This is a genomic window from Halomonas sp., assembly GCF_033549285.1.
Lineage (GTDB): Bacteria > Pseudomonadota > Gammaproteobacteria > Pseudomonadales > Halomonadaceae > Halomonas.
Window position 1 is genome coordinate 24368 of record NZ_JAWSUJ010000012.1, and the last position, 20302, is coordinate 44669.

General features: G+C 64.8%; 21 protein-coding genes. 19 read left to right on the forward strand and 2 right to left on the reverse strand.

The window, feature by feature from the left end; all coding sequences use genetic code 11:
- Positions 1-141: 141 nt before the first annotated feature.
- On the forward strand, positions 142-1626 hold the full coding sequence (locus tag SCI24_RS04495; RefSeq protein ID WP_318724236.1) for an amidohydrolase family protein: 1485 nt from the start codon (positions 142-144) through the stop codon (positions 1624-1626).
- Positions 1623-2366: a hypothetical protein gene (locus SCI24_RS04500; RefSeq protein ID WP_318724237.1), complete on the forward strand. Its 744-nt coding sequence runs from the start codon at positions 1623-1625 to the stop codon at positions 2364-2366. Before SCI24_RS04495 ends, SCI24_RS04500 begins: the two co-directional genes overlap by 4 nt.
- Positions 2367-3239: 873 nt before the next feature.
- Here SCI24_RS04500 and SCI24_RS04505 read toward each other — a convergent pair.
- Positions 3240-3995, reverse strand: coding sequence for a helix-turn-helix domain-containing protein (locus tag SCI24_RS04505; RefSeq protein ID WP_318724238.1), 756 nt, complete (start codon positions 3993-3995; stop codon positions 3240-3242).
- 477 nt (positions 3996-4472) lie between these two features.
- Between SCI24_RS04505 and SCI24_RS04510 the strand changes: the two genes are divergently transcribed.
- From SCI24_RS04510 to SCI24_RS04570, 13 genes are all read left to right on the forward strand, one after another.
- A complete protein-coding gene (locus SCI24_RS04510) occupies positions 4473-4886 on the forward strand; it encodes a hypothetical protein (RefSeq protein WP_318724239.1) in 414 nt (137 codons plus the stop codon).
- On the forward strand, positions 4886-5281 hold the full coding sequence (locus SCI24_RS04515; protein WP_318724240.1) for a hypothetical protein: 396 nt from the start codon (positions 4886-4888) through the stop codon (positions 5279-5281). Before SCI24_RS04510 ends, SCI24_RS04515 begins: the two co-directional genes overlap by 1 nt.
- Positions 5274-5600: a helix-turn-helix domain-containing protein gene (locus tag SCI24_RS04520; protein WP_318724241.1), complete on the forward strand. Its 327-nt coding sequence runs from the start codon at positions 5274-5276 to the stop codon at positions 5598-5600. The genes SCI24_RS04515 and SCI24_RS04520 overlap by 8 nt, the downstream gene beginning before the upstream one ends.
- Positions 5593-6546, forward strand: a complete 954-nt coding sequence (locus SCI24_RS04525) for a hypothetical protein (protein ID WP_318724242.1) — start codon at positions 5593-5595, stop codon at positions 6544-6546. Before SCI24_RS04520 ends, SCI24_RS04525 begins: the two co-directional genes overlap by 8 nt.
- A complete protein-coding gene (locus SCI24_RS04530) occupies positions 6543-8282 on the forward strand; it encodes a transposase (RefSeq protein WP_318724243.1) in 1740 nt (579 codons plus the stop codon). The genes SCI24_RS04525 and SCI24_RS04530 overlap by 4 nt, the downstream gene beginning before the upstream one ends.
- A 16-nt stretch (positions 8283-8298) precedes the next feature.
- Positions 8299-9552 carry an ExeA family protein gene (locus SCI24_RS04535; protein WP_318724244.1) on the forward strand — a complete coding sequence of 418 codons (1254 nt, stop codon included), beginning with the start codon at positions 8299-8301 and terminating at the stop codon, positions 9550-9552.
- Positions 9553-9555: 3 nt separating this feature from the next.
- Positions 9556-9825: a hypothetical protein gene (locus SCI24_RS04540; protein ID WP_318724245.1), complete on the forward strand. Its 270-nt coding sequence runs from the start codon at positions 9556-9558 to the stop codon at positions 9823-9825.
- A gap of 358 nt (positions 9826-10183) precedes the next feature.
- The gene (locus SCI24_RS04545; protein WP_318724246.1) at positions 10184-10375 is read left to right on the forward strand and encodes a phage protein GemA/Gp16 family protein; all 192 of its coding nucleotides are present in this window, start codon (positions 10184-10186) and stop codon (positions 10373-10375) included.
- A gap of 264 nt (positions 10376-10639) precedes the next feature.
- On the forward strand, positions 10640-11716 hold the full coding sequence (locus SCI24_RS04550) for a hypothetical protein (RefSeq protein WP_318724247.1): 1077 nt from the start codon (positions 10640-10642) through the stop codon (positions 11714-11716).
- A 33-nt stretch (positions 11717-11749) separates the two neighbouring features.
- Entirely contained in the window at positions 11750-12106 is a 357-nt protein-coding gene (locus SCI24_RS04555; protein ID WP_318724248.1) for a Mor transcription activator family protein, read from the forward strand.
- A complete protein-coding gene (locus tag SCI24_RS04560) occupies positions 12103-13026 on the forward strand; it encodes a Mu-like prophage major head subunit gpT family protein (protein WP_318724249.1) in 924 nt (307 codons plus the stop codon). The genes SCI24_RS04555 and SCI24_RS04560 overlap by 4 nt, the downstream gene beginning before the upstream one ends.
- A gap of 60 nt (positions 13027-13086) precedes the next feature.
- Complete coding sequence (locus SCI24_RS04565) at positions 13087-13506, forward strand: phage tail assembly protein (protein ID WP_318724250.1); 420 nt, start codon at positions 13087-13089, stop codon at positions 13504-13506.
- Positions 13507-13610: 104 nt separating this feature from the next.
- Positions 13611-15443 (forward strand): hypothetical protein, encoded by a 1833-nt coding sequence (locus SCI24_RS04570; RefSeq protein WP_318724251.1) that lies wholly within the window; start codon positions 13611-13613, stop codon positions 15441-15443.
- A gap of 2 nt (positions 15444-15445) precedes the next feature.
- On the opposite strand, the gene SCI24_RS04575 is transcribed toward SCI24_RS04570, so the two are convergent.
- Complete coding sequence (locus tag SCI24_RS04575; RefSeq protein WP_318724252.1) at positions 15446-15982, reverse strand: hypothetical protein; 537 nt, start codon at positions 15980-15982, stop codon at positions 15446-15448.
- Positions 15983-16350: 368 nt separating this feature from the next.
- On the opposite strand from SCI24_RS04575, the gene SCI24_RS04580 reads away from it, so the two are divergent.
- The 4 genes from SCI24_RS04580 (at position 16351) to SCI24_RS04595 (ending at position 20290) form a co-directional block, all read left to right on the forward strand.
- Positions 16351-16665 carry a cupin domain-containing protein gene (locus tag SCI24_RS04580; protein ID WP_318724253.1) on the forward strand — a complete coding sequence of 105 codons (315 nt, stop codon included), beginning with the start codon at positions 16351-16353 and terminating at the stop codon, positions 16663-16665.
- A gap of 144 nt (positions 16666-16809) precedes the next feature.
- The gene (locus SCI24_RS04585; protein WP_318724254.1) at positions 16810-17580 is read left to right on the forward strand and encodes a metallophosphoesterase; all 771 of its coding nucleotides are present in this window, start codon (positions 16810-16812) and stop codon (positions 17578-17580) included.
- Complete coding sequence (locus SCI24_RS04590) at positions 17577-17879, forward strand: DUF1294 domain-containing protein (protein WP_318724255.1); 303 nt, start codon at positions 17577-17579, stop codon at positions 17877-17879. Before SCI24_RS04585 ends, SCI24_RS04590 begins: the two co-directional genes overlap by 4 nt.
- A 5-nt stretch (positions 17880-17884) precedes the next feature.
- Entirely contained in the window at positions 17885-20290 is a 2406-nt protein-coding gene (locus tag SCI24_RS04595; protein ID WP_318724256.1) for a DNA polymerase II, read from the forward strand.
- The last annotated feature ends 12 nt before the right edge of the window (positions 20291-20302 follow it).

The following is a 20302-nucleotide window of genomic DNA, read 5'->3' on the forward strand; positions in this document are numbered from 1 at the left end:
ATGAGAACTAGAAAAGTGCGTGGCAAGTCTTGATGCCACTCAAGGCCTGCCGCCAACGCCATGGCGCGGCCAGATCCCGCTGATACGCCATGCCCGCCAGTCGAGGCGGCACCGACCGGCCACCCAGACAAGGAATTCCTCATGCCGCCTGACATTCGCCCCTTGCCGCCACTTGCGCCTGTGAGTCATCACGCCCACGGCCCCTGCGGCTGCGGCTCACCGCTGCTGCAGCGTTTCCATGAGCGCATGATGGCGGAGATCAGCCGCCGTCACTTCCTGGGCGGGACGGCCGCCCTCATGGCGCTCTTCGCCGGCCTTCACGCCCCCTTCGCGGTGGGGGAGCAGCCACGGGAGCGCGAGGGGCCGCTGCTGCTGACCCACCTGCGCCTGTTCGACGGCAGCGGCTCCTCGCTGCGCGATGACGTGGCGGTGAGGGTGGAGGAGGGGCGCATCGCGGCCCTCCTGCCCGGTGATGCCGACGCCGATGGGGCCGAGGTGATCGACTGCGGCGGGCGGGTGCTGATGCCGGGGCTGATCGATGCCCACTGGCACACCACCCTGGCCGCCATCACCCAGGTGGCGGCGATGACCGCCGATGTAGGCTATGTGCACCTGGTGGCGGCCCGGGAGACGGAGCGCACCCTGATGCGCGGGGTGACCAGCGTGCGCGACGTGGGCGGGCCATCCTTCGCGCTCAAGCGCGCCATCGACGAAGGCATCGTGGCCGGCCCCCGGATCTTTCCCGCCGGCGCCATGATCTCCCAGACGTCGGGCCATGGCGATTTTCGCATGCGCCACGAGGTGCCCCGCGGCACCGCCACGCCGCTCAGCGAGCAGGAGCGTCAGGGGGTGGCGGCGATTGCCGACGGCGAGGCCGAGGTGCTGCGGCGCACCCGGGAGCAGCTGATGCTCGGCGCCTCCCAGATCAAGCTGATGGCCGGCGGCGGGGTCGCCTCCATCTACGATCCCCTGGACAGCACCCAGTTTACCGAGCGCGAGCTGCGCGCCGCGGTGGAGGCCGCAGACGACTGGGGCACCTACGTGACGGTGCACGTCTACACGCCGCGGGGGATCCAGCGCGCCCTGCGGGCCGGGGTGCGCTGCATCGAGCATGGCCAGCTGGCCGACGAGGAGAGCGTGCGCATGATGGCCGGGCAGGGCGCCTGGTGGAGCCTGCAGCCCTTCCTGCAGGACGAGGATGCCAATGTCTATCCCGACGAGGCGCGTCGTGAGACCCAGCGCCAGGTCACCGAGGGCACGGTGCGTGCCTACGAGCTGGCGCAGCGTTTCGACGTCCAGACGGCCTGGGGCACCGACATCCTCTTCAGCCCCCAGAACACGCCGAACCAGCTGCGCCACCTGGCCAAGCTCACCCGCTTCTACGACCCGCTGACGGTGCTGGCCATGGCCACCGGGCGCAACGGCGAGCTGCTTGCCCTCTCTGGCCCGCGCAACCCCTATCCCGGCACGCTCGGTCGCATCGAGCCCGGCGCCCTGGCGGACCTGCTGGTGGTGGATGGCGACCCGAGCCGTGACCTCGATTTCCTGCACGACCCGGAGCGCAACTTGCGGCTGATCATGAAGGGCGGTCGCATTCACAAGGACCGCCTGGAAGAAGGCTCATGACGACTCGACATGTTCCACTGGCCCTTGGCCTGGTGCTTGCGGTACAGGGCATGGCATCCGAGGCTCGCGCTGCCGACGATGGCTGGCGCTACCAGCTGACTCCCTATGCCTGGATGGCTGGCGTGTCGGGTGACGTCCGTCCCCTGGCGGGCGCTCCCACCGTCAGCACCTCGCGCTCCTTTGGCGATGTGCTGGACGACCTGGAGGGCGCCTTCTTCCTGGCCGGCAGCGCGCGGCGCGATCGCTGGGTACTGTTCGGCGACCTCACCTGGGCCTCGCTGAGCCACGAGAGCACGCTGGCGCCTGGGGTCGCCGTCCAGGGCAAGCTGCGCCAGCGCTCGCTCACGGCGGCGGCGGGTTACCAGGTGGTCAGCGAGCCCGACCATCGCCTGGACCTGCTGGCGGGCGCACGGGCCTGGCGGATCGAGGCCGAGGTGGGCGTACCGGCCCTGGCGCTCGGTGCCCGCGACACCGAGCGCTGGGTCGACCCGATCCTCGCCGCGCGGCTGCGATCCAGCTGGCGCCCGGCCTGGACCACGCTGCTGCACGCCGATGTCGGCGGCTTTGGTGTCGGCGCCGACAGCACCTGGCAGCTGGTGGCTACCGGCAACTACGCGGTGAACGAGACCCTCTATCTCTCCGCGGGCTATCGCCACCTGGCGGTGGATCGTGACGAGGCGGGCACGCGGCTTGATGTGGCGATGAGCGGCCCGCTGTTGGGGGCCACCTGGCGCTTCTAGCGCGAAGCGCCTGCCTCGCCATGGCGCATCCATCTGCCGGAAGGTGCTCGTATGGTGCAGTGCCGCATGGCTGTCGCCGGGTGCAGGAGAGGCTAAACACCTCGATGATTCCATAACCCTTTGTATTTTAAATAACTATCAAATTGGTGGCCTGATCTTCGCAAGTAGTCAGGCATGATCGCCGAATCAGGTGGCGATTCACCGAGTGAGCTGGCGTGCTCCAACTGGTCCCCTTCGGGGGGCCTTTTTTATGTGTCCCCTCTTAAGATAATCCCATAGGGTGGCGTGCGATAATTGCGGGTCTGCGTGGGATTGCACGGGTTCTCATGGGATCAGAAACGAAATGACGGTTTCAGTTTTGCGGGGTGCGATGAGGGGCCGCAGATATAGCCTCAAGCAGCTGGCCAGGCGGTCAACTCGCTCGACCCTTCCAGCGGCGCTTGAGCGCCTGCCACCTCACTGAGCACCGGGCGCGAAGCCCGCACCACCCTCCCCAGGCTGCGACTGCAGCAAAGCCACACACGGCCAGGGCGTCCAGGAAGTCGAGTGAGGTTCGGCTACTGGTGGCTGCGGCCGTCATAACGACCGCTGAACACGCGATGATCAAGCCCAGCACGAAGCGCTCGTATTGCCGCCGATCTCGTTCGGCTGCGATGGCGCGTTCCAGGGCGTAATTGTACCCGCACTTCCCGCACTGAGGGGCATTCACCGCCACACCGTGCCAGCCGCAGGCCTTGCAGGGCTGGAGGTAAGGGCTATCGGCCGGCGGTGTGTACTCCTCGCGGGTATGGTTATGGATGTCGTTGCCGGCGATCTGATGCCCCTCGCCCTGGATAACCTGATGGGCGCCAGCCTTTGGCCGCTCCTCTCTGGTCACTCCTTGAATCTCATGCCGATGCTCACGCCGCAGTTGTTCTCGATGTTGCCGCCAGCAATCTGGTGCCCCTCACCACCGATCTCCTGGTGGGCTCTTTCTCCGCCCGCCCCCGAAGAGCTCTTTTGATCATCAGGAACTTGTTGATTCCCGGAACCCTTGCTGGGCCTATTCTCCCCCTGGGCGGCGGCACCCCCGCTACCATTCTCGGAGTCGGCATCCCGGCGCAGCGAGGGGGTTAGCTGCCTTTCATAATCAAGCTTAACGATCTCAATAATGTGCTCAATCTCTCTATCGAGCGCGGGAGTCCAGATGTGGCCAGGAGGAAACTGGTCGATAGTGCGATTATAAACTATTGCTGCATAAGCAAAAATCTGCGGACCCTTCATGAACCCCTCGTAATCGGGGCCATTTTCTGCCTTGACCTGATTCACAGCATCCAGCAGAGCGTCACCAATCACCTCTAGTTTCTGTGCGCTAACGCGATTGCCTTCGACGGGAGTCTCTATCGAGCGCGGCTCCTCCCCCCAAAGCAAGTAATTGAGAGACACGTCCTCTGAGCTCTGCGCGAATTCTACGAGCTTCTCGTATGGGATGGTGCCCCGCTTGCGCCAGCCAGAAAGCACCTGTCTAGAGGTGCCAAGCACGTCCGCTAGCGCGGCATCCGTCTGGGCTCCGGTTAGGCGAGCCAGGCGATCCAGCACCGCAATGATATCCACGCCTTGGCGTTGCGGGTCAGCGCAATGTGTTGACATGAGTAATCACCATGCTTACATTAAGTACGCACGGCGCTTACGTACGCCATGCAGTTACACCAAAGGATACCGGAGAGACCGCGATGAATGACAGCAGGTATGCCCCAGGGCCCGAGCTGTACCTCAGCGTCAGGGCAGGCTTCGTCACTCAAGGCACATCCCTGACCAGCTGGTGCCGCAAGCGAGGAATCAATGCCTCAAACGCACGTGCAGCGCTAGCAGGTGCCTGGAATGGCCCTAAGGGCTCCAGGCTTCGCAGGGAGCTGCTCGAAGCTTCTGGGGTCATCGAACCCAGTACCGCCGATCTGGCCCAGTAACAACAGGCTAGACGGCGGGCTGGATAGCGCATAGAGCCAAGGCAGTTCTTTGTTTGGATGGCATGGTTAAGGGGATAGGGCAATGACGAGGCGAAGTTGGAAGCACCGGCAGCCAGGCTCATTGCGACAAGCAATGGAATGGAACCTGGAGCACGCCCGAGTGAAGCATCAGCGTTCAGTGGACCGCGTCGCCGACCTGATGGGCCTGCCCAGCAAATGGGCGCTTTACAAGTGGCTGGAGAATGGCCGGATGCCGGCGATCCTGATCCGTCCCTTCGAGCAGGCCTGTGGGATCGATTACGTGACGCGCTTCATCGGCCACTCCGGCCACAAGCTGTTGATCGGTATTCCGACTGGCAAGAAAGCCAGCGGCACCGATATCAATGCGCTGCAGTCGAGCTTCACCGAGGCGGTGGGCCTGCTGCTGCGCTACTACGACGGCCAGGCGGAGGCCGAGGACACGCTGGGGGCGCTTTACACCACCATGGAGCAGCTGGCCTGGCACCAGGGAACGATCCAGCGGCACCGCCAGCCGGAGCTCGATTTTGGCACAGAGATGGGAGGCGCGGTGTGATGTTGAACGCAGCGGAGCTGACCCGGCGGCGTAACCGGGTGCTAGGAGCCATCGACAAGCTGACAGTCGCCGACGCATTGGCGGTGATGAGCGCGGCGATGCATGAGCTAGCAGAGAAGGAGGCGACCGATCGGCCCGTAGCAGCCAACGACGCCGAGCCTTTCAGCGTGGACCTGATCCTGGAGGGAGAGGGAGAGGCGCGCCGCCTCAAGGTCGATCGCGACTCCGAAGTACGGGACTTCATTCATGGACTACGTGGCCTGCTCTCGATTAGTCAGATCCAGATCAAGTGCCAAGAGCGATTCGGCGATAGGGCTCCCAGCAGCAGTAGCCTGTATCGCTATTTCGACAGCCTGAAGTACCGCCGTGGAGACGGAGGTAAGCGGGATGAATGAGGCACTGAATCAGTCCGTCGACAAGGCATTGACGCTGTTCGAGGCACTGCTTGCCGATGGCTTCCAGGGCAAGCCGCTGCTGGACGTGGCCGCCGGCGCCGGCGTCAGCCCGACCACAGCATGGCGGCTGCTGAAAACGTTAGAGGCCCATGGCTGGGTCGTCGAGGTGCCGGTGGCCGGCAGCAAGCGGTCGCAGTGGCGCGTGGCGACTCGCCTGGCTGGAGTGGCCCATGCCTATCAGCGGGATGCGCTCAACCGCTTGCAGGCGGTGCGCCAGGAGTATCGAGACGTGACAGGAGAGGAGTTGGTGCATGGGTAAGCAACCACAGACGCACGAAGAGCTGCAGGATCAGCTGGAGCAGGCCGACCTGACCGAGCGGCAGTTGGAGGAGCGCGCTCTGACCGAAGGTGCCGAGAAAGCCGAGCTCGCGCGTTATACCGTAGCTCGGGATCAGGCCAATCAGCTGTTGGGTCAGGCTCGGACGGCGCAGTCGTTCGCAAAACTGGCGACCGTCGTCACTTTGCGCACCCTGGCCGAAGTAAAGGAAACCAAGGCATATCGCGAACTTAAGGGCGTGCCCGGCGTTGATCCTCAAGGCAACAAAATAGACGACGTCGGCACTTGGGATGGTTACTGCCGAGCGATTGGACGCTCTAAGACATCTGTGGATGAGGATCTCCGCAACCTCGCCACCTTCGGCGAGGAGGCACTGGAAAGCCTTCAGGCTGTCGGCGCCGGGTACCGCGAGCTGCGCAAACTCCGACAGCTACCGGAAGAAGAGCGCGAGCTGATCATTCAGGGCGAAGCGGTACAGATCGAAGACAAAGATGCCCTGGTCGAGCTGATCGAGGACATGGCCGCTCGGCACGCCAAGGAGAGGGAGGCGCTGAAACAGCAAGCCGAAGATAGTCGTCAAGAGCTGGAGGCTTCCCGACGGGTCACCCAGGACAAGTCCAGCAGGATCGTTGAGCTAGAAGAGCAGCTGCACCGCCGCCAGCATATGACGCCCGACCAGCGGGTGGAGGAGTTCTCGGATCGCCTCGAGGCCGAAGGGTTCAAGGCCCGCAGCCTGCTGTTGCCGCTGCGCGCAGTAATGGTCGAGATCCTAGATTGGGAAGATGCGCCCCGCGAGCTGAAGCACGCCTGCGCCCAGCAGGTGGCCCGGCTGCGCATCGAGCTCGACCAGCTGCAGATTGAGCTGGGATTGGAGGCGGTCGACCTGGACGTCGACGACAGCTGGATGCAGGAGGTCGCGCCGTCATGACCGCCTTCAGCGCCGACGAACTTCGCCATTTCGACCGCGTCGCCCAGGAGCTTCGCGAGGCACCGCGCGGCCAGAAAGGCCAGATCGTGGCGCGGGCCGCTCAGTTCCTGAGTTGCTCTAAGGACCGGGTCTATCGCGGCCTGAAGGCTGCTGGCTGGGACGCACAGCGGCAGCGCCGGCGCGACCGCGGGGCCAGCCAGGTCAGCCGGGAAGAGGCGGCCACGGTGGCCAGCATCATGCGCCAGAGCACCCGCGACAGCGGCAAGCGGCTGCTGTCGGTCGAAGTCGCCCTGGAGATCGCTCTGGCGAACCCCGCCAGCGGTGTCACTACGCGGGCTTCGGCAGATACCTATGCCCGGGTGATGCGCGAGCAAGGCCTGCACCCTGACCAGGTGAGCCGGGCCACGCCACATACCCAGATGCGCAGCCAGCACCCCAACCACGTGCATCAGTTCGACGTCTCGGTCTGCGTGCTCTACTACCTCGACAAAGGCGGCCTGGCGGTAATGGATGCTAAGCGCTTCTACAAGAACAAGCCGGAGAATGCTGCCAAGGTGGTCAATCAGCGGGTGCTGCGCTACCTGATCACCGACCATTACAGCGGCGCCTTCTACGTCGAGTACTTCCTGGCCGCTGGTGAGGACCAGGAGACGCTGTTCGAGTTCCTGATGCACGCCTGGCCGGAGCGCGACCACCCACACGACCCCTTCCATGGGGTGCCACAGATGATGGTGTGGGATGCCGGCAGCGCCAACCAGTCGCACCTGATCCGCAACCTGTTGGATCAGCTGCAGGTGACGCACTGGGCGCACACCCCTGGCCAGCCACGCAGCAAGGGTCAGGTAGAGCGGACCCACGACCTGGTCGAGCGCGACTTCGAGGGGCGCCTGTCGCTGATGAGGGTGGAGAGCCTGGAGGCCCTGAATGCGGCGGCCCACACATGGATGCGCCACTTCAGCGCCACCAAGCTCCACACCCGCACCCGCAGCACACGCTATGGCCTATGGCAGACCATCAGGCCTGAGCAGCTGCGACTGTGTCCACCGCGTGAGCTTTGCGAGCAGCTACTGCGCACCAAGCCCGAGTCGCGCAAGGTGCGGGGCGACCTGACCATCTCCTACGCCATCAAGGGCTTCGAATCGGCGACCTATTCCGTGGCGGATCTCCCCGGTGTACGCGTCGGCGAGATCGTGACCGTCACGGTGAACCCCTACCGGGCGCCGAACGTGTTCGTCGCCCTGGAGAACGGTGCCGAGCAGTTCGAGTGCGCCCCGCTGGAGCGCGATGCCGCCGGCTTCTACCTGGACAGCCCTGTATTCGGCGAAAGCTACGCCGCCAAGCCGGATACCGACGTGGACGCCAACCGCAAGGCGATGGACAAGGCGGCCTACGGCGTGGAGACCCAGCAGGAGGTCGACAAGGCCCGGGGCAAGCGGCAAACCCCCTTCAGCGGCGAATTCGATCCGATCAGTTACCTGGCGGCCGATACCCTACCGGCCTTCATGGCACGCCGCGGCACGCCGCTGGACGTGGCCAAGGCCACCTCCGTGACGCTCGCCCCGCTGTCGATGATCGAGGCGCTGAAGCGGCTGCGTGAGCGGCTTGGGCGGGCGCTGAGCCCCGACGAGAGTGACCTGGTGAGAAACCGATATCCCGAGGGGGTGCCGGAAGAGCAGCTCGATGCCCTGGTGGCCGAGCTGATCGAGCAGCCGCGGGCCGTGGCTTTGGCCCGCTGACGCAGGAGGAGACGCAATGCTTGCGACAACCCACGTCCCACCCCGCCCCGAGGCGGCACCGGTGGCCTACCGCCCCATTCGGCTGCGCCGGCTGCTTGCCGAGCTGGGGAAACGGCAGATGGACCTGGCGGCCAACGTCGTGCTGGCCAACGGCCGGCACCCGTCCAACGCCACCATCACGCATGTACTGAGGGGCAACGTCTGGCCGGCCCGCACGCCACGAGTATTTCTGGAGCGCCAGATAACCGACTACCTGCGCCGCTGTGGCGCAACTGAAAAGGAGATCACGGTGGCATTCGAGACCGATGACGAGAACCCCGGCCCGCTGCGCCCCGTCCGGCAAGATAGCGCGCAACGAGGCCGGGATTCCGCCCCGATCGCTGACGACGAATTCGACCAACTACCGGAGAAAGCCATGCTAACACAGAGCGCTCGCCGCCATTTCGGCCTGTTCCGCGACCCCTTCCTCGACGATGTGCAGGGCGTGGAGGACGTCTTCCTCGCGCCCGAACAGCGCTACATTCGCGAGCACATGCTCAGTACCGCCAAGCATGGCGGCTTCCTGGCGGTGATCGGCGAGTCCGGTGCCGGCAAGAGCGTGCTGCGCCGCGACCTCATCGACCGCATCCAGCGCGAGGAGCACCCCATCACGCCGATCCTGCCGCGCACCATCGACAAGGGTCAGCTGACCGCCGGGGCGCTGTGCGACGCCATCATCGAGGATGTCTCCCAGGAGCGTCCGAAGCAGAAGCTGGAGTCCAAGGCACGCCAGATCGAGCGGCTGCTGACCGGCTCGAGCCGCGGTGGCACCAGCCATGTGCTGATCATCGAGGAGGCTCACGACCTGACGGTACCGACGCTGAAGTACCTCAAGCGCTTCTGGGAGCTGGAGGACGGTTTCCGCCGGCTGCTGGGCATCATCCTGATCGGCCAGCCCGAGCTGAAGGGCATCCTGGACGAGCGCCGCAACTGGCAGGCCCGAGAGGTGATCCGACGCATCGAGGTGGCCGAGCTTTCTCCCCTCGAGGAGCACCTGGCACCCTACCTGGCGCTCAAGTTCAAGCGCCTGGGCAAGCCGCTGGAGGAGGTGTTCGAGGATGACGCCTACCTGGCCATGCGCGAGCGACTGACGCTGCACGGCCGCAACAGCCGGATGCCGATCTCGATGCTATATCCTCTGGTCGTCAACAACTTCGCCGTGAAGTGCATGAACCTGGCTGCCGAGCTCGGCCAGCGCAAAGTTAACGCCGATGTGGTCAAGGGAGCCTAATGCATGACTGATACTGCTGTAGCCGAACCGAAAGTGAACCGGCATGTGCGCGACGACCTGGCACAGATGGACCTGACGCAGGCAGTAGTCGAGCTGGGAGCGCTGATAGATGCCGTCTTGCGATCGGGTTATCTGGATGAAGTTGCGGCGAGCAGCCCGCAAGTCGAACGAGCCCTATTGATCCTCAATGTCTGTCAAACGCAAGCCGAACGAGCCATCGAGCTGAGCCGCCTCTGCGAAGAGCTCCAGGCGGGTGCGTCCAGCAGCCTCTAGGAGCGCCTCTAAGGCCCCCAAGGGTTTGGGGGCCTAACGGCCTAGCTGAAAATAGTTAAACAAGCCTGAGCAGTTTTAAACGGGGTTTGACCGGGGTGCCGCCATGAGACTCTACCCAACTAAGCTGAGATTGCTGCACGTGGCCCGGAAGCAGCTTGATCTCGATGATGGAGACTGGCGCGACCTGCTCGAGGATGTGGCGGGCTGTCGTAGTTCTAGCGAGCTGGATCTCCTGAATTCAAGCAATAAGAGCAGCACCTGCGGTATTCAGGGCTCCTGAGTATTCCCCCAGAAACACCTGTGCCGGTGTCCGATAGCCGAGCCGTTTCCGAGGGCGGTCATTCAGCTTCCCGACCAGGTGCGCCTGATCCACCGGCTGTGGCGTGAATACACCGGCGCCGATGACATCAAGGCGCTGGACCACTGGCTGGAAGGCAGCTTCGGCATCACCAGCCTGCGCTTCGCCAATACCGACACCACCGCCAAAGCCATCACTGCTCTGAAGGCCATGGCGGCCCGTCGCGTCAACATTCATGGGAACGGCGACTGAGGTTCCCGCCAGCGCTGTCCATCTTCCCTCTTGCCCGCCACTATCTGCGGCGGGTCATACCGCGCCCCCTTTCCCCCTCTCTACCGTGGTCCTGCCATATCCCCAATCATCCCCGATCAGTTTTTAAAGCGCCTTGAAACCCCCTAATACCCTTTAGGAACTTTAATGGGCTTTGCTCGTGAAAAGACACGAGCAGGGGTTCCTGGTTGATGGATCGATATCACTCAGGGGTGTGGCCATACATAAGACCGGAGATTGGCAACGATGGCACTCAACGGCAAAACAGAGTCTCTTCATGATCGGCTGAAGCGGAAGGATGCGTTGACTGCGGAGCTCAGCAGCAACAGGGCTGAGAAGGGGCGGTTGTCTACCGAGACCCACTATCACAGGACAAGACTTCGTGATGTGAGGGCCGAGCTCGATGCCCTTTCCCGAACGGCAGAGCAAGACGAGGGGAGGGGGGGGGCTCAATACCATCCACGGTTGAATGCAGTTCGCCAGGATCTTGAGGATCTTACTCAAACGATCTCGACCGCCGAGCATCGCGTTCAGGATTTGCAGGCAAGGGACGCTGAGCTGCAAGAGCAAATTGAAGCCCTCGATGCCGGGGCCAGCGCGAAAGAAGTGTTGGCCCACCAGGATGCGCTGGGCGAGGCTCAGGCTGAAGTGGAGCGCCTCGAGGCCTTGGTAGCGTCCGCTGAGCAGGCCAGCGAGCAAGCTGCCTCGGCATGTGGCGACGACGCGCGACTGGATCGGCTCCTGGGGCAGCGCGAAGACCTGCTGGCCGATATGGCCGCGGGCGAAGCAGATCAAGCAGCACTGGACTTGCTCGACGCGGAGATCAAGGAGATCGTCGATGACGAGGACAGCCAGCAAGCGCGAGCGCTTTCCACGTTGAGAGACAAGAACCAGGCGGTAAATGGTTTGCGGCGTCGCCTCGAGCGAGCTCAGCGTTACTGCGAGGATGTGAAGAGCCGTACGCCGGGAGTCCTGGAGCAGTTTCTGAGGCGTTGTGCCGAAGAGGTGGGGGACGACTATCTGGAGCATGCACAAGGCCTGCAACGAGCCTTCGAGCGACTCAGGGGCATTGATGCCCTGATGTCCGAGGTGCTGCCCGGCCGCACGGAATCCCTGATGCCAGGCCAATGGTATCGGATGCTGCTGCCGGCCTTTAATCTCCGTGCATTCGAGGGTGCGACGGCCCACGACCTACACGGCGGTGTGCTGTTCTCTGCCGATCATGCATTGCGGCTTGGACAGTTTGATCGACTGGCGGACCAGGAGCGCGAGCGATTGGAGGCTCAAGGGTTCGTCGAATTGGCTAAACACTCTGTTCGATAAGGAATCAACTCTTTGCCGTTAAGGAGGCGTCGAGTGCAACGTCCCATGAATTACCGCCGCAGCTGGCCTAAAGGCATGGTTGAGATGATGGATATCATTGAAAACGCCTTCCTACAGAAAGGTCTCAGAAAGGAGCAGGCCATTGGCCTTGCCCAAACGGCCGTGGAGGCACTGGCCTTTATGGCAGGGGGGCGCACCTTCTACCTGCCGAAAGGGGAAACCCTACTCAAAGCTATCAAGCATCGTCGGGTCTACAAAGAGTTCACAGAAGACGGGTTGTCTGTTGCAGAGCTGGCCAAGAGGCACGAGCTCACGGAAATGCAAATCTACAACATCATCAACAAGCAAACTGCCCTGAGAGAAGGCGACGAAAGGGGTGACGCTCAGTGATCATCAACCAAGCGACCCTACATGAAGTCTTCATGTCATTATCGTCGGAATTCGGTGCAGGATTCGACGCCGCCCCCTCGAGCTGGGAAAAGATCGCCATGAGGGTGACCTCGACCAGCGGCGAGAACCGCTATAAGTGGCTGGGCCGCTTCCCGCGCTTGCGCCGCTGGGCCGGCGAGAAGGTGGTTAAGCAGCTCGAAGGCCACGGCTACACCGTCGTCAACGACGACTTTGAGGCTACCGTCGAGGTCGATCGCAACGACATCGAGGACGACAGCCTCGGCGTGATCGGAACCGAAGCGCAGATGGCCGGGCACAGTTCTAAGCAGCTTCCCGACGAGATTGTCTACGAACTAGTCAACCGTGGTTTCTTCGACCCGTGCTACGACGGCCAGCCGTTCTTCGACACCGACCACCCGGTAGGCGACGGTCAGGGCGGTGCTGTCAGCGTATCCAATATGGGCACTGCGGTGCTGTCCATCTCTACCCTGGCCGCCGCCCAAGCGTCCTACGGCGCTGCGCGCGCTGCCATGCGCAAGTTCAAGGATGACGAAGGCCGCCCGCTGGGCGTGCGCCCCAACATCCTCCTGGTGCCGCCCGCCCTGGAGGACACCGGCCACGCGCTGCTTGCCAACGACCGCCTTGAGGACGGTAAGCCCAACCCCTACAAGGACACCGCCAAGCTGGTGGTGGGCGACTGGCTCACCAGCGACACCGCCTGGTTCCTGATTGACAGGACCAAGCCGGTCGCGCCCTTCATCTACCAGGAGCGCAAGGCCCCGGTGTTCGTGGCCATGCATGACATCAACGCTCCGGACGTCTTCTCGCGGCGCAAGTTCCTGTTCGGCGCCGAAGCACGAGGGGCCGGCGGCTACGCCTTCTGGCAGCTCGCCTATGGCTCAACCGGGAATGGTGCTTGATCGCACCGGCAACCATGGAGAGAAGCCCTCTCCTCACTCTCGAAGATAGGACCATCACTGATGTCTCAAACTACTGGAAAAGCCACTACTCGACTCACACTTACCCTGATTCATGGCCTCAGGCTCGGCGATGAAACCTACAAGGATGTGGTGTTGCGCGAAGCCACCGCCGGCGACGTGCTGGATGCCCAGGAGGCAGCAGAGCGCCTGGTATTCTCCCCTGCTCAAGACGGCGGCAGTGAACCTGTGCTGGTGGCCAGCCCCTCACGGGTCGGCGTCGAGGTGTTGCGCCGCCAGATCGTCAGCGTGGGCGATATCAGCGGCCCCCTGGAGCTCAAGCTGCTGCACAAGTTGCACCCCGAGGACCTCAACCTGCTGCTGGCACGCACCGAGCAGCTCGATGGTGCCGCCGTCGCCCAGGCCCAGTCAGAGGCCGAGTCGCGGGGGCGAAGTGATGGCGATCGCCAAGAGCCTGCCTAGGGCCATGTGGGCGGTCGCCACCTGGACGGGGTGGAGCGAAGCTGACCAACGGGTCCTGAGCCTGCGCCGACTGATCCGATACATGCAATACGCGAGGAGCCGAGATGAGTGAATTGCGCGCCAGTGTGGTAATGGACCTGCGTGGCAACCTCGACCGCCAGGCACGGCGCTACGAGGGCGCCATGCGCGGCATGGCCACCAATGGCCAGCGCCATATGGGGAGGTTGCAACGCGTCGCCGGAGGTCTCGGCAACACGCTGGACCGTGTTGGAAACCGCTGGGTAGCCCTCGCCACTGGCGCCGCTGGTGTAGGCACCGTGCGTTCCCTGGTCGCCCTCGAGGAGCGCTTCACCCGCCTGGGCATCCAGTCGGGCCGTAGTGCCGAGGAGATGGAGGAGCTGCGCCGTCAAATCTTCGAGACCGCTCGCGCACCGGACATCCGCGTCGACCCGGCGCAGATCACCGCCGCCATCGAGGGCATCGTCGAGAAGACCGGCGACCTGGAGTTCGCTCGGGAGAACCTGCGCAACATTGCCGCTGCCATCTCCGCCACCGGTGCCGAGGGCACCAACATCGGCCAGATCATGGCCGAGTTCCAGAAGATGGACCTGCGCGACATGGATGCCGTGCTGGGCTCCATCGACACCCTTAACCAGCAGGGCAAACAAGGGGCGTTCACGCTTCAGAATCTGGCCAAGCTCGGCCCTCGCGTAGTCACTGCCTACACCGCGATGGGTAGAACAGGGCCTGACGCAATCCGCGAAATGGGTGCGGCACTCCAGGTGATAAGCCGCGCTTCCGGTGGCCCCGAAGAGACAGCCACCCGCTTTGAGAACCTGCTGCGAACTTTTCAGAACGCCGACACGATCAGAGAGCTTCAGCGTGGCGGCATTCAGGTCATGGATCCTGAAGACCCTAAGCGAATGCGGGCCATCACTGACATCATGGTCGAGCTGGTAGAGCGGGTAGATGGCAGCGCCCAGCGCCTGTCAGAGGTGATCACCAACGAAACGGCACTGAGCGCATTCAACTCACTGTTCAGTGAGTTCAATGCAAACGGCGAGATCACCAGCTTTGAGCAATTCCTTCGTGTCCAGGGGGATGGCGCTGCAACCATGGCGGACTCTGCTAGAGCCGCTGAAACTGCTCGTGGGGCGTTGCAAAACCTTTCTACCACTTGGCAGAAATTTGCTGACGATAACCTGAGCCAGCATATCCAGTCCGCTGCCGACGCCCTCAATAGCCTTGACCAAGAGGCCGTCGATCGCTGGCTCAAGATCGGTGGCGCCGTTGCCGGCCTGACGGCAGCGGCTTATGCCGGGCGCTCCCTCTACAAGCTGGGGGGCTTTTATGGACGCCTGGGGCGCGGGGTGCAGGGAGGTAGCACCACCGGCGGCATCGCAGGCAGCTTGGGGGGTGCAGCGGGCAGCATGGCCCCCGTGCCTGTCTACGTCACCAATTGGGGTGCACGCGGTCCCGGAGGGCGCAACACCGGCACTCGCAAGGGCGGTGGATACTCGCCGCCCACCAACCGACCCACACCGAAATCCTCGCCGTCGGCGTCAACCGGCAGCAAGGTTTCGCCAAGCGCGCTGAGGGCGGCCTCAGCGTTGGGATCTAGAGCGATACCGGCTGCCGGGGTCGGCATGACAGCCCTCTCTCTCGGCGCCCTTCTCGAAAATGCCGTAGAAAGCACTAAGGTTGGGCGCTCCATTGGCGGCTACGCAGAACTGGCACGAGAGATTGCAAAGGAAGTGGTGTTGGAGTATGGCCGCAGCCAGGTCGAGACATTTCGCGAGGCGCTGCGTGACCGATCGGAAAGCGTATTGAAGATATCCGTCGATCAAGATGGAGTTGTGAGGCGTGTTGAGGCGGAGCGGGACAGTGATGGTCCCCAGGTTGACGTCGACCTGGGTGACTGGAGAACGATGCCGTGAGATCAGCCTTGGTAGAGATCATGCACAGGGACGAAGGTATCTCCGGAGCTATTGCCGTCTCGCTGGCAAGGCTCGAGGCCTTGGGCCTTCTGCGTGATCCAGCCAGGGCGATCCCCATCGCCGAGGTAGTACGTGAGGAGGTGCCCCGGGGCTACGGGGGCGTGGCTATCCATGCGCACCTCAAGAGCGACCTCTTGATGCCAGCCGTATCGCTCCTCGCGATACATCTCTACCCACTTGCCGTAAGCCGTGGCGCTCACGACATCGCCTGCATATCGGGTGAAGAGTGTCGGGCAGGTCTCTGCGAACCGGCGGACCGCGCGGAGGATCTGCTGTTCGTTCTCCTTCGAGTCCTCGCGTACCACCAAGCCAATCGACCTCACGACAGAATCAATGTCGGTGAAGTCCACCGTGCTGTCAGAGCTGTTGCGTGGCTGGTTGCCCCCGCTTTCCCCATCTGCAAACAGCCCGTAGGCCAAAAGCACCGCGAAAACACCGCCCACGGTGGCCACCAGAGTGCGCATCAGGCTCTTGTTCATGAGTCTCCCTCCCTGCGTTCTCGGAGCTTAGCCCGGTTGCTCCCTGCCATCACGCCCAACAGCAGCCTAACCTATAGGTAAGCAGCCTTCTATCCACCCCTCTGAAGCACCGCCAGGGGTGGGGCAGGTCGGCCGCCAGCATCCCCAAGCCGGCACCATTCTGGAACCGCCATTTCGATGCGTGAAAAATATCAATCCGGATTATCGTGCGGAATGGCGCTCATTTATCGCGCGCCGCTACATTTATGCGTGCTCGAAAGGCAAGGGCGCACTCATGGCAGTCAGGCTGCTAGGGTCATGGCAATGGTGCCAGGCATACCCCGATCATGCGTTGGCGCATGATCGCCCATCTCAAGGAGCGGCAGTCGATGGCGAACCTGTTCGAGGCGATACCCGAAGGCCTTCCCGAGGAGCTGTTCGATGAGATCGTGAGCGGCCGCGGGGTGACGGTGGAGCGCATCGTGTCGCGCGGCCACACCTCGCCCGACACCGGCTGGTACGACCAGGTGCGCCACGAGTGGGTGCTGGTGCTCCAGGGCAGGGGAGTGGTGGCCTTCGAGAACGGCGAGTCGGTGACGCTCGGCCCGGGCGACCACCTGACGATTCCCGCCCACCGCCGGCATCGTGTCGCCTGGACCGCCCCGGACGAGGAGACCATCTGGCTGGCGGTACACTTCGACTGAGGCCGGCGACAGCGAGGCCCGCGACCCTTGGCGGAGCCGCCGACAGGGCGCACGGAGCAGCCGCCAGGTGCCTTGCGGACGCTAGTGTTCGTCCGGTCCGTGCCTCACACTGGCGCGGATGGCTCGCTGCACAGGGAACCGACGATGCGCCTGAGGCTTCTCTCCGACCTGCACCTGGAACACTTCGACAGCCCACCGGAACTGCCGGAGGCCAGCGCCGATGCGGTGATCCTCGCCGGCGACATCCACGCCGGCCTCCAGGGGCTCGGCTGGGCAGCGGAGCGTTTCGCCGGCACCCCGATCCTCTATGTCCCCGGTAACCACGAGTTCTACGGCACCGGCATGCCCGAGCTGCGCCGGGAACTGGCCGCCGAGGCCGCACGGCTCGGGATCCACCTGCTGGACAACCGCTCGCTGACCCTGGACGGCGTGCGCTTTCACGGCACCACGCTGTGGACCGACTTCGCCCTCTATGCCGGCCAGTCGGAACACGACTGGTCACTCACCGAGGCCAGGGCGCTGGCCCTGATGCCGGATTTCCGTATCATCGAGCAGCCGGAGGGGGCGGTGTTCACCCCGGCGGAGAGCCGCCGCCTGCATGCCGAGGCCCTGGCCTGGCTGGACGCGGAGCTGGCCAGGCCGTTCAGCGGCCCGAGGGTGGTGATCAGCCACCATGCGCCCCTGGCCGAGTGTATCCCGGGGCGCTACCGCGGCGATGCGCTGTCTCCGGCCTTCGCCTCCCATCTGCCGCAGCTGATGGGCCGCATGGACCTCTGGCTCCATGGCCATGTCCACGAGCCGGTGGACCTCGCGTCCGGCGGCACCCGGGTCATCGCCAATCCCGGTGGCTATCCCGACGAGTTCGTCCCGCCACTCTTTGCCCCCGACCTGATCATCGAGGTGAACGCCCCATGACGCTGCTCATCGGTGCCTACCTGCTGGCGAGCCTGGCGGCGGTGGCCCTCTATGGCGTCGACAAGGCCGCGGCCCGGCGGGGCGCACGGCGCATCCGCGAGTCGACCCTGCAGCTTGTCGCCCTCGCCGGCGGCTGGCCGGGCGCCCTGCTGGCCCGGCGCTGGTTTCGCCACAAGACCCGCAAGCAGCCCTTCGGCATCATCCTGTGGGGCTGTGCGGCCTTGAACATTGGCCTGGTGGCGTGGCTTGCCACGGCGGATGCCGCCGCGGGCCTGCGCCAGCTGGCGCGCCTCGAGTAGCGCCCTTGTCGAGCCATCGCCTGACAGAACGGGGTGGCACCGCTCGCCACGGTTTCATCCTCACCCGACACTGGGAGGAGACGCCCCGGGGTACTGCGGTCACCCTGTGGCTTGCCACCGACGAGGGCACGCTCAGGGTGTGCCTGCCGCCGCAACCCTCGGTGGCCTTCCTGCCGGCCGAGCAGCGAGCGTCGGCCGAGGCGCTGCTGGCCGGCGAGCCGGGCGTCACGCTGCGCGAGCTTGCGCTGCGCGACTTCCATCACCGCCCGGTACTCGGCCTCTACTGCCGGCAGCATCGCCAGTTGGGTGCCCTCGAGCGCCGCCTCACCGAGGCCGGGCTTTCGCTCTACGAGGCCGATATCCGCCCGCCTGAGCGCTACCTGATGGAGCGCTTCATCACCGCGCCCGTGACGGTGACCGGCACGCCGGACGGGGAGGGCGGCCTGGCGGAGGCGCGCCTGCGGCCGGCGCCGGACTACCGCCCGCGGCTGCGCACGGTGTCGCTGGATATCGAGACCAGCGCCCGCGGCGAGCTCTATTCGATTGCCCTGGAGGGCTGCGGGGCGCGCCGGGTCTACATGCTGGGGCCGCCGAGGGGAGAGGCGCAGGGGCTCGACTTCGCGCTGGAGTACTGTGACAGCCGGGCCGGGCTGCTCCAGCGGCTCAACGCCTGGTTCGCCGAGTTCGATCCCGACGCCATCATCGGCTGGAACCTGGTGCAGTTCGACCTTCGCATCCTGCACGAGCATGCCCGCGAGCACGGCGTGCCGCTGCGGCTGGGGCGCGGCGGCGCCGAGATGGAGTGGCGAGCCCACGGCCACCAGCCCAGCCACTTCTTCGCCTCGGCCGCCGGGCGGCTGATCATCGACGGCATCGAGGCGCTGCGCTCGGCCACCTGGCACTTCCCCTCCTTCAGCCTGGAGAACGTCGCCCGTACGCTTCTCGGCGAGGGCAAGGCGATCGACAACCCCTACCAGCGCCTCGACGGCATCCTGCGCATGTTCGCCGAGGACAAGCCGGCGCTGGCCCGCTACAACCTCCGGGACTGCGAACTGGTGACGCGGATCTTCGCGGCGACCGAGCTGCTGGAGTTCCTGCTGGAACGCGCCGCGGTGACCGGCTTGCCCGCCGACCGCAGCGGCGGTTCGGTGGCGGCCTTCACCCACCTCTACCTGCCGCGGCTGCATCGGCTGGGCCTTGTGGCGCCCAACCTCGGCGAGGGGGAGAGCGCCGAGAGTCCCGGCGGCTTCGTCATGGACTCGCGCCCGGGCCTCTATGACTCGGTGCTGGTGCTCGACTTCAAGAGCCTCTATCCCTCGATCATCCGCAGCTTCCTGATCGACCCGGCGGGGCTGGTGGAAGGGCTCGCCGACCCCTCTGAGGCCGCCTCGGTGCCGGGCTTTCGCGGCGCGCGCTTCTCGCGCACTCGCCATGCGCTGCCGGCCATCGTCGAGCGGGTGTGGGAGGGGCGCGAGGCCGCCAAGCGTGCCGGCAACGCGCCGCTCTCCCAGGCACTGAAGATCATCATGAACAGCTTCTACGGGGTGCTCGGCTCCCGGGGCTGCCGCTTCCTCGACGCGCGGCTCGCCTCGTCGATCACCATGCGCGGCCACGCCATCATGCACCGCACCCGCGAGCTGATCGAGGCCGAGGGGGTTACCGTGATCTACGGCGATACCGACTCCACCTTCGTCTGGCTGGGCCGCCCCTTCGATGAAGCGGAGGCCGAGGCGATCGGCCGGCGGCTGGTGGCCAGGGTCAACGCCTGGTGGCGTGAGCACCTGGCCGAGGAGTACGGCCTCGAGAGTGCCCTGGAACTGCAGTTCGAGACCCACTACCGGCGCTTCCTGATGCCCACCATCCGTGGCGCCGAGGCGGGCAGCAAGAAGCGCTACGCGGGCCTGGTGCGGGACGCGGATGGCAGCGAGCGGCTGGTGTTCAAGGGGCTCGAGACGGTGCGCAGCGACTGGACGGAGCTCGCCAAGGAGTTCCAGCAGGCGCTCTACCGGCGGGTCTTCGTCGGCGAGCCCTGGCGGGACTACGTGCGCGACTATGTGCAGGCCTTCCTGCGGCGTGCCCGGGAGGGAGAGTTCGACGAGCGGCTGGTCTATCGCAAGCGGTTGCGGCGGCGCCTCGACGACTACCGCCGCAACGTGCCGCCCCACGTGCGCGCCGCCAGGCTGGCCGACGCGGAAAACGACCGGCAGGGCCGGCCGCGCCAGTACCAGAACGGTGGCTGGATCCACTACGTGATGACGGTGGCCGGCCCCGAACCCCTGGAGGCCCACTCGTCGCCCATCGACACCGACCACTACCTGAACCGGCAGCTGCTGCCGGTGGCCGACGCCATCCTGCCCTTCGTCGGCGACGACTTCGCCACCCTGATCGATCGCCAGCTGGGGCTGTTCTGAGCCGGCAGGTCG

What these genes read in the sequence shown, in the direction of transcription:
- SCI24_RS04520 (WP_318724241.1), top strand. Translation starts at nt 5,274, where the DNA reads ATGAATGAGGCACTGAATCAGTCCGTCGACAAGGCATTGACGCTGTTC.
- SCI24_RS04550 (WP_318724247.1), top strand. Translation starts at nt 10,640, where the DNA reads ATGGCACTCAACGGCAAAACAGAGTCTCTTCATGATCGGCTGAAGCGG.
- SCI24_RS04580 (WP_318724253.1), top strand. Translation starts at nt 16,351, where the DNA reads ATGGCGAACCTGTTCGAGGCGATACCCGAAGGCCTTCCCGAGGAGCTG.
- SCI24_RS04585 (WP_318724254.1), top strand. Translation starts at nt 16,810, where the DNA reads ATGCGCCTGAGGCTTCTCTCCGACCTGCACCTGGAACACTTCGACAGC.
- SCI24_RS04500 (WP_318724237.1), top strand. Translation starts at nt 1,623, where the DNA reads ATGACGACTCGACATGTTCCACTGGCCCTTGGCCTGGTGCTTGCGGTA.
- SCI24_RS04535 (WP_318724244.1), top strand. Translation starts at nt 8,299, where the DNA reads ATGCTTGCGACAACCCACGTCCCACCCCGCCCCGAGGCGGCACCGGTG.
- SCI24_RS04495 (WP_318724236.1), top strand. Translation starts at nt 142, where the DNA reads ATGCCGCCTGACATTCGCCCCTTGCCGCCACTTGCGCCTGTGAGTCAT.
- SCI24_RS04525 (WP_318724242.1), top strand. Translation starts at nt 5,593, where the DNA reads ATGGGTAAGCAACCACAGACGCACGAAGAGCTGCAGGATCAGCTGGAG.
- SCI24_RS04565 (WP_318724250.1), top strand. Translation starts at nt 13,087, where the DNA reads ATGTCTCAAACTACTGGAAAAGCCACTACTCGACTCACACTTACCCTG.
- SCI24_RS04540 (WP_318724245.1), top strand. Translation starts at nt 9,556, where the DNA reads ATGACTGATACTGCTGTAGCCGAACCGAAAGTGAACCGGCATGTGCGC.
- SCI24_RS04515 (WP_318724240.1), top strand. Translation starts at nt 4,886, where the DNA reads ATGTTGAACGCAGCGGAGCTGACCCGGCGGCGTAACCGGGTGCTAGGA.
- SCI24_RS04505 (WP_318724238.1), bottom strand. Translation starts at nt 3,995, where the DNA reads ATGTCAACACATTGCGCTGACCCGCAACGCCAAGGCGTGGATATCATT.
- SCI24_RS04590 (WP_318724255.1), top strand. Translation starts at nt 17,577, where the DNA reads ATGACGCTGCTCATCGGTGCCTACCTGCTGGCGAGCCTGGCGGCGGTG.
- SCI24_RS04575 (WP_318724252.1), bottom strand. Translation starts at nt 15,982, where the DNA reads ATGAACAAGAGCCTGATGCGCACTCTGGTGGCCACCGTGGGCGGTGTT.
- SCI24_RS04570 (WP_318724251.1), top strand. Translation starts at nt 13,611, where the DNA reads ATGAGTGAATTGCGCGCCAGTGTGGTAATGGACCTGCGTGGCAACCTC.
- SCI24_RS04530 (WP_318724243.1), top strand. Translation starts at nt 6,543, where the DNA reads ATGACCGCCTTCAGCGCCGACGAACTTCGCCATTTCGACCGCGTCGCC.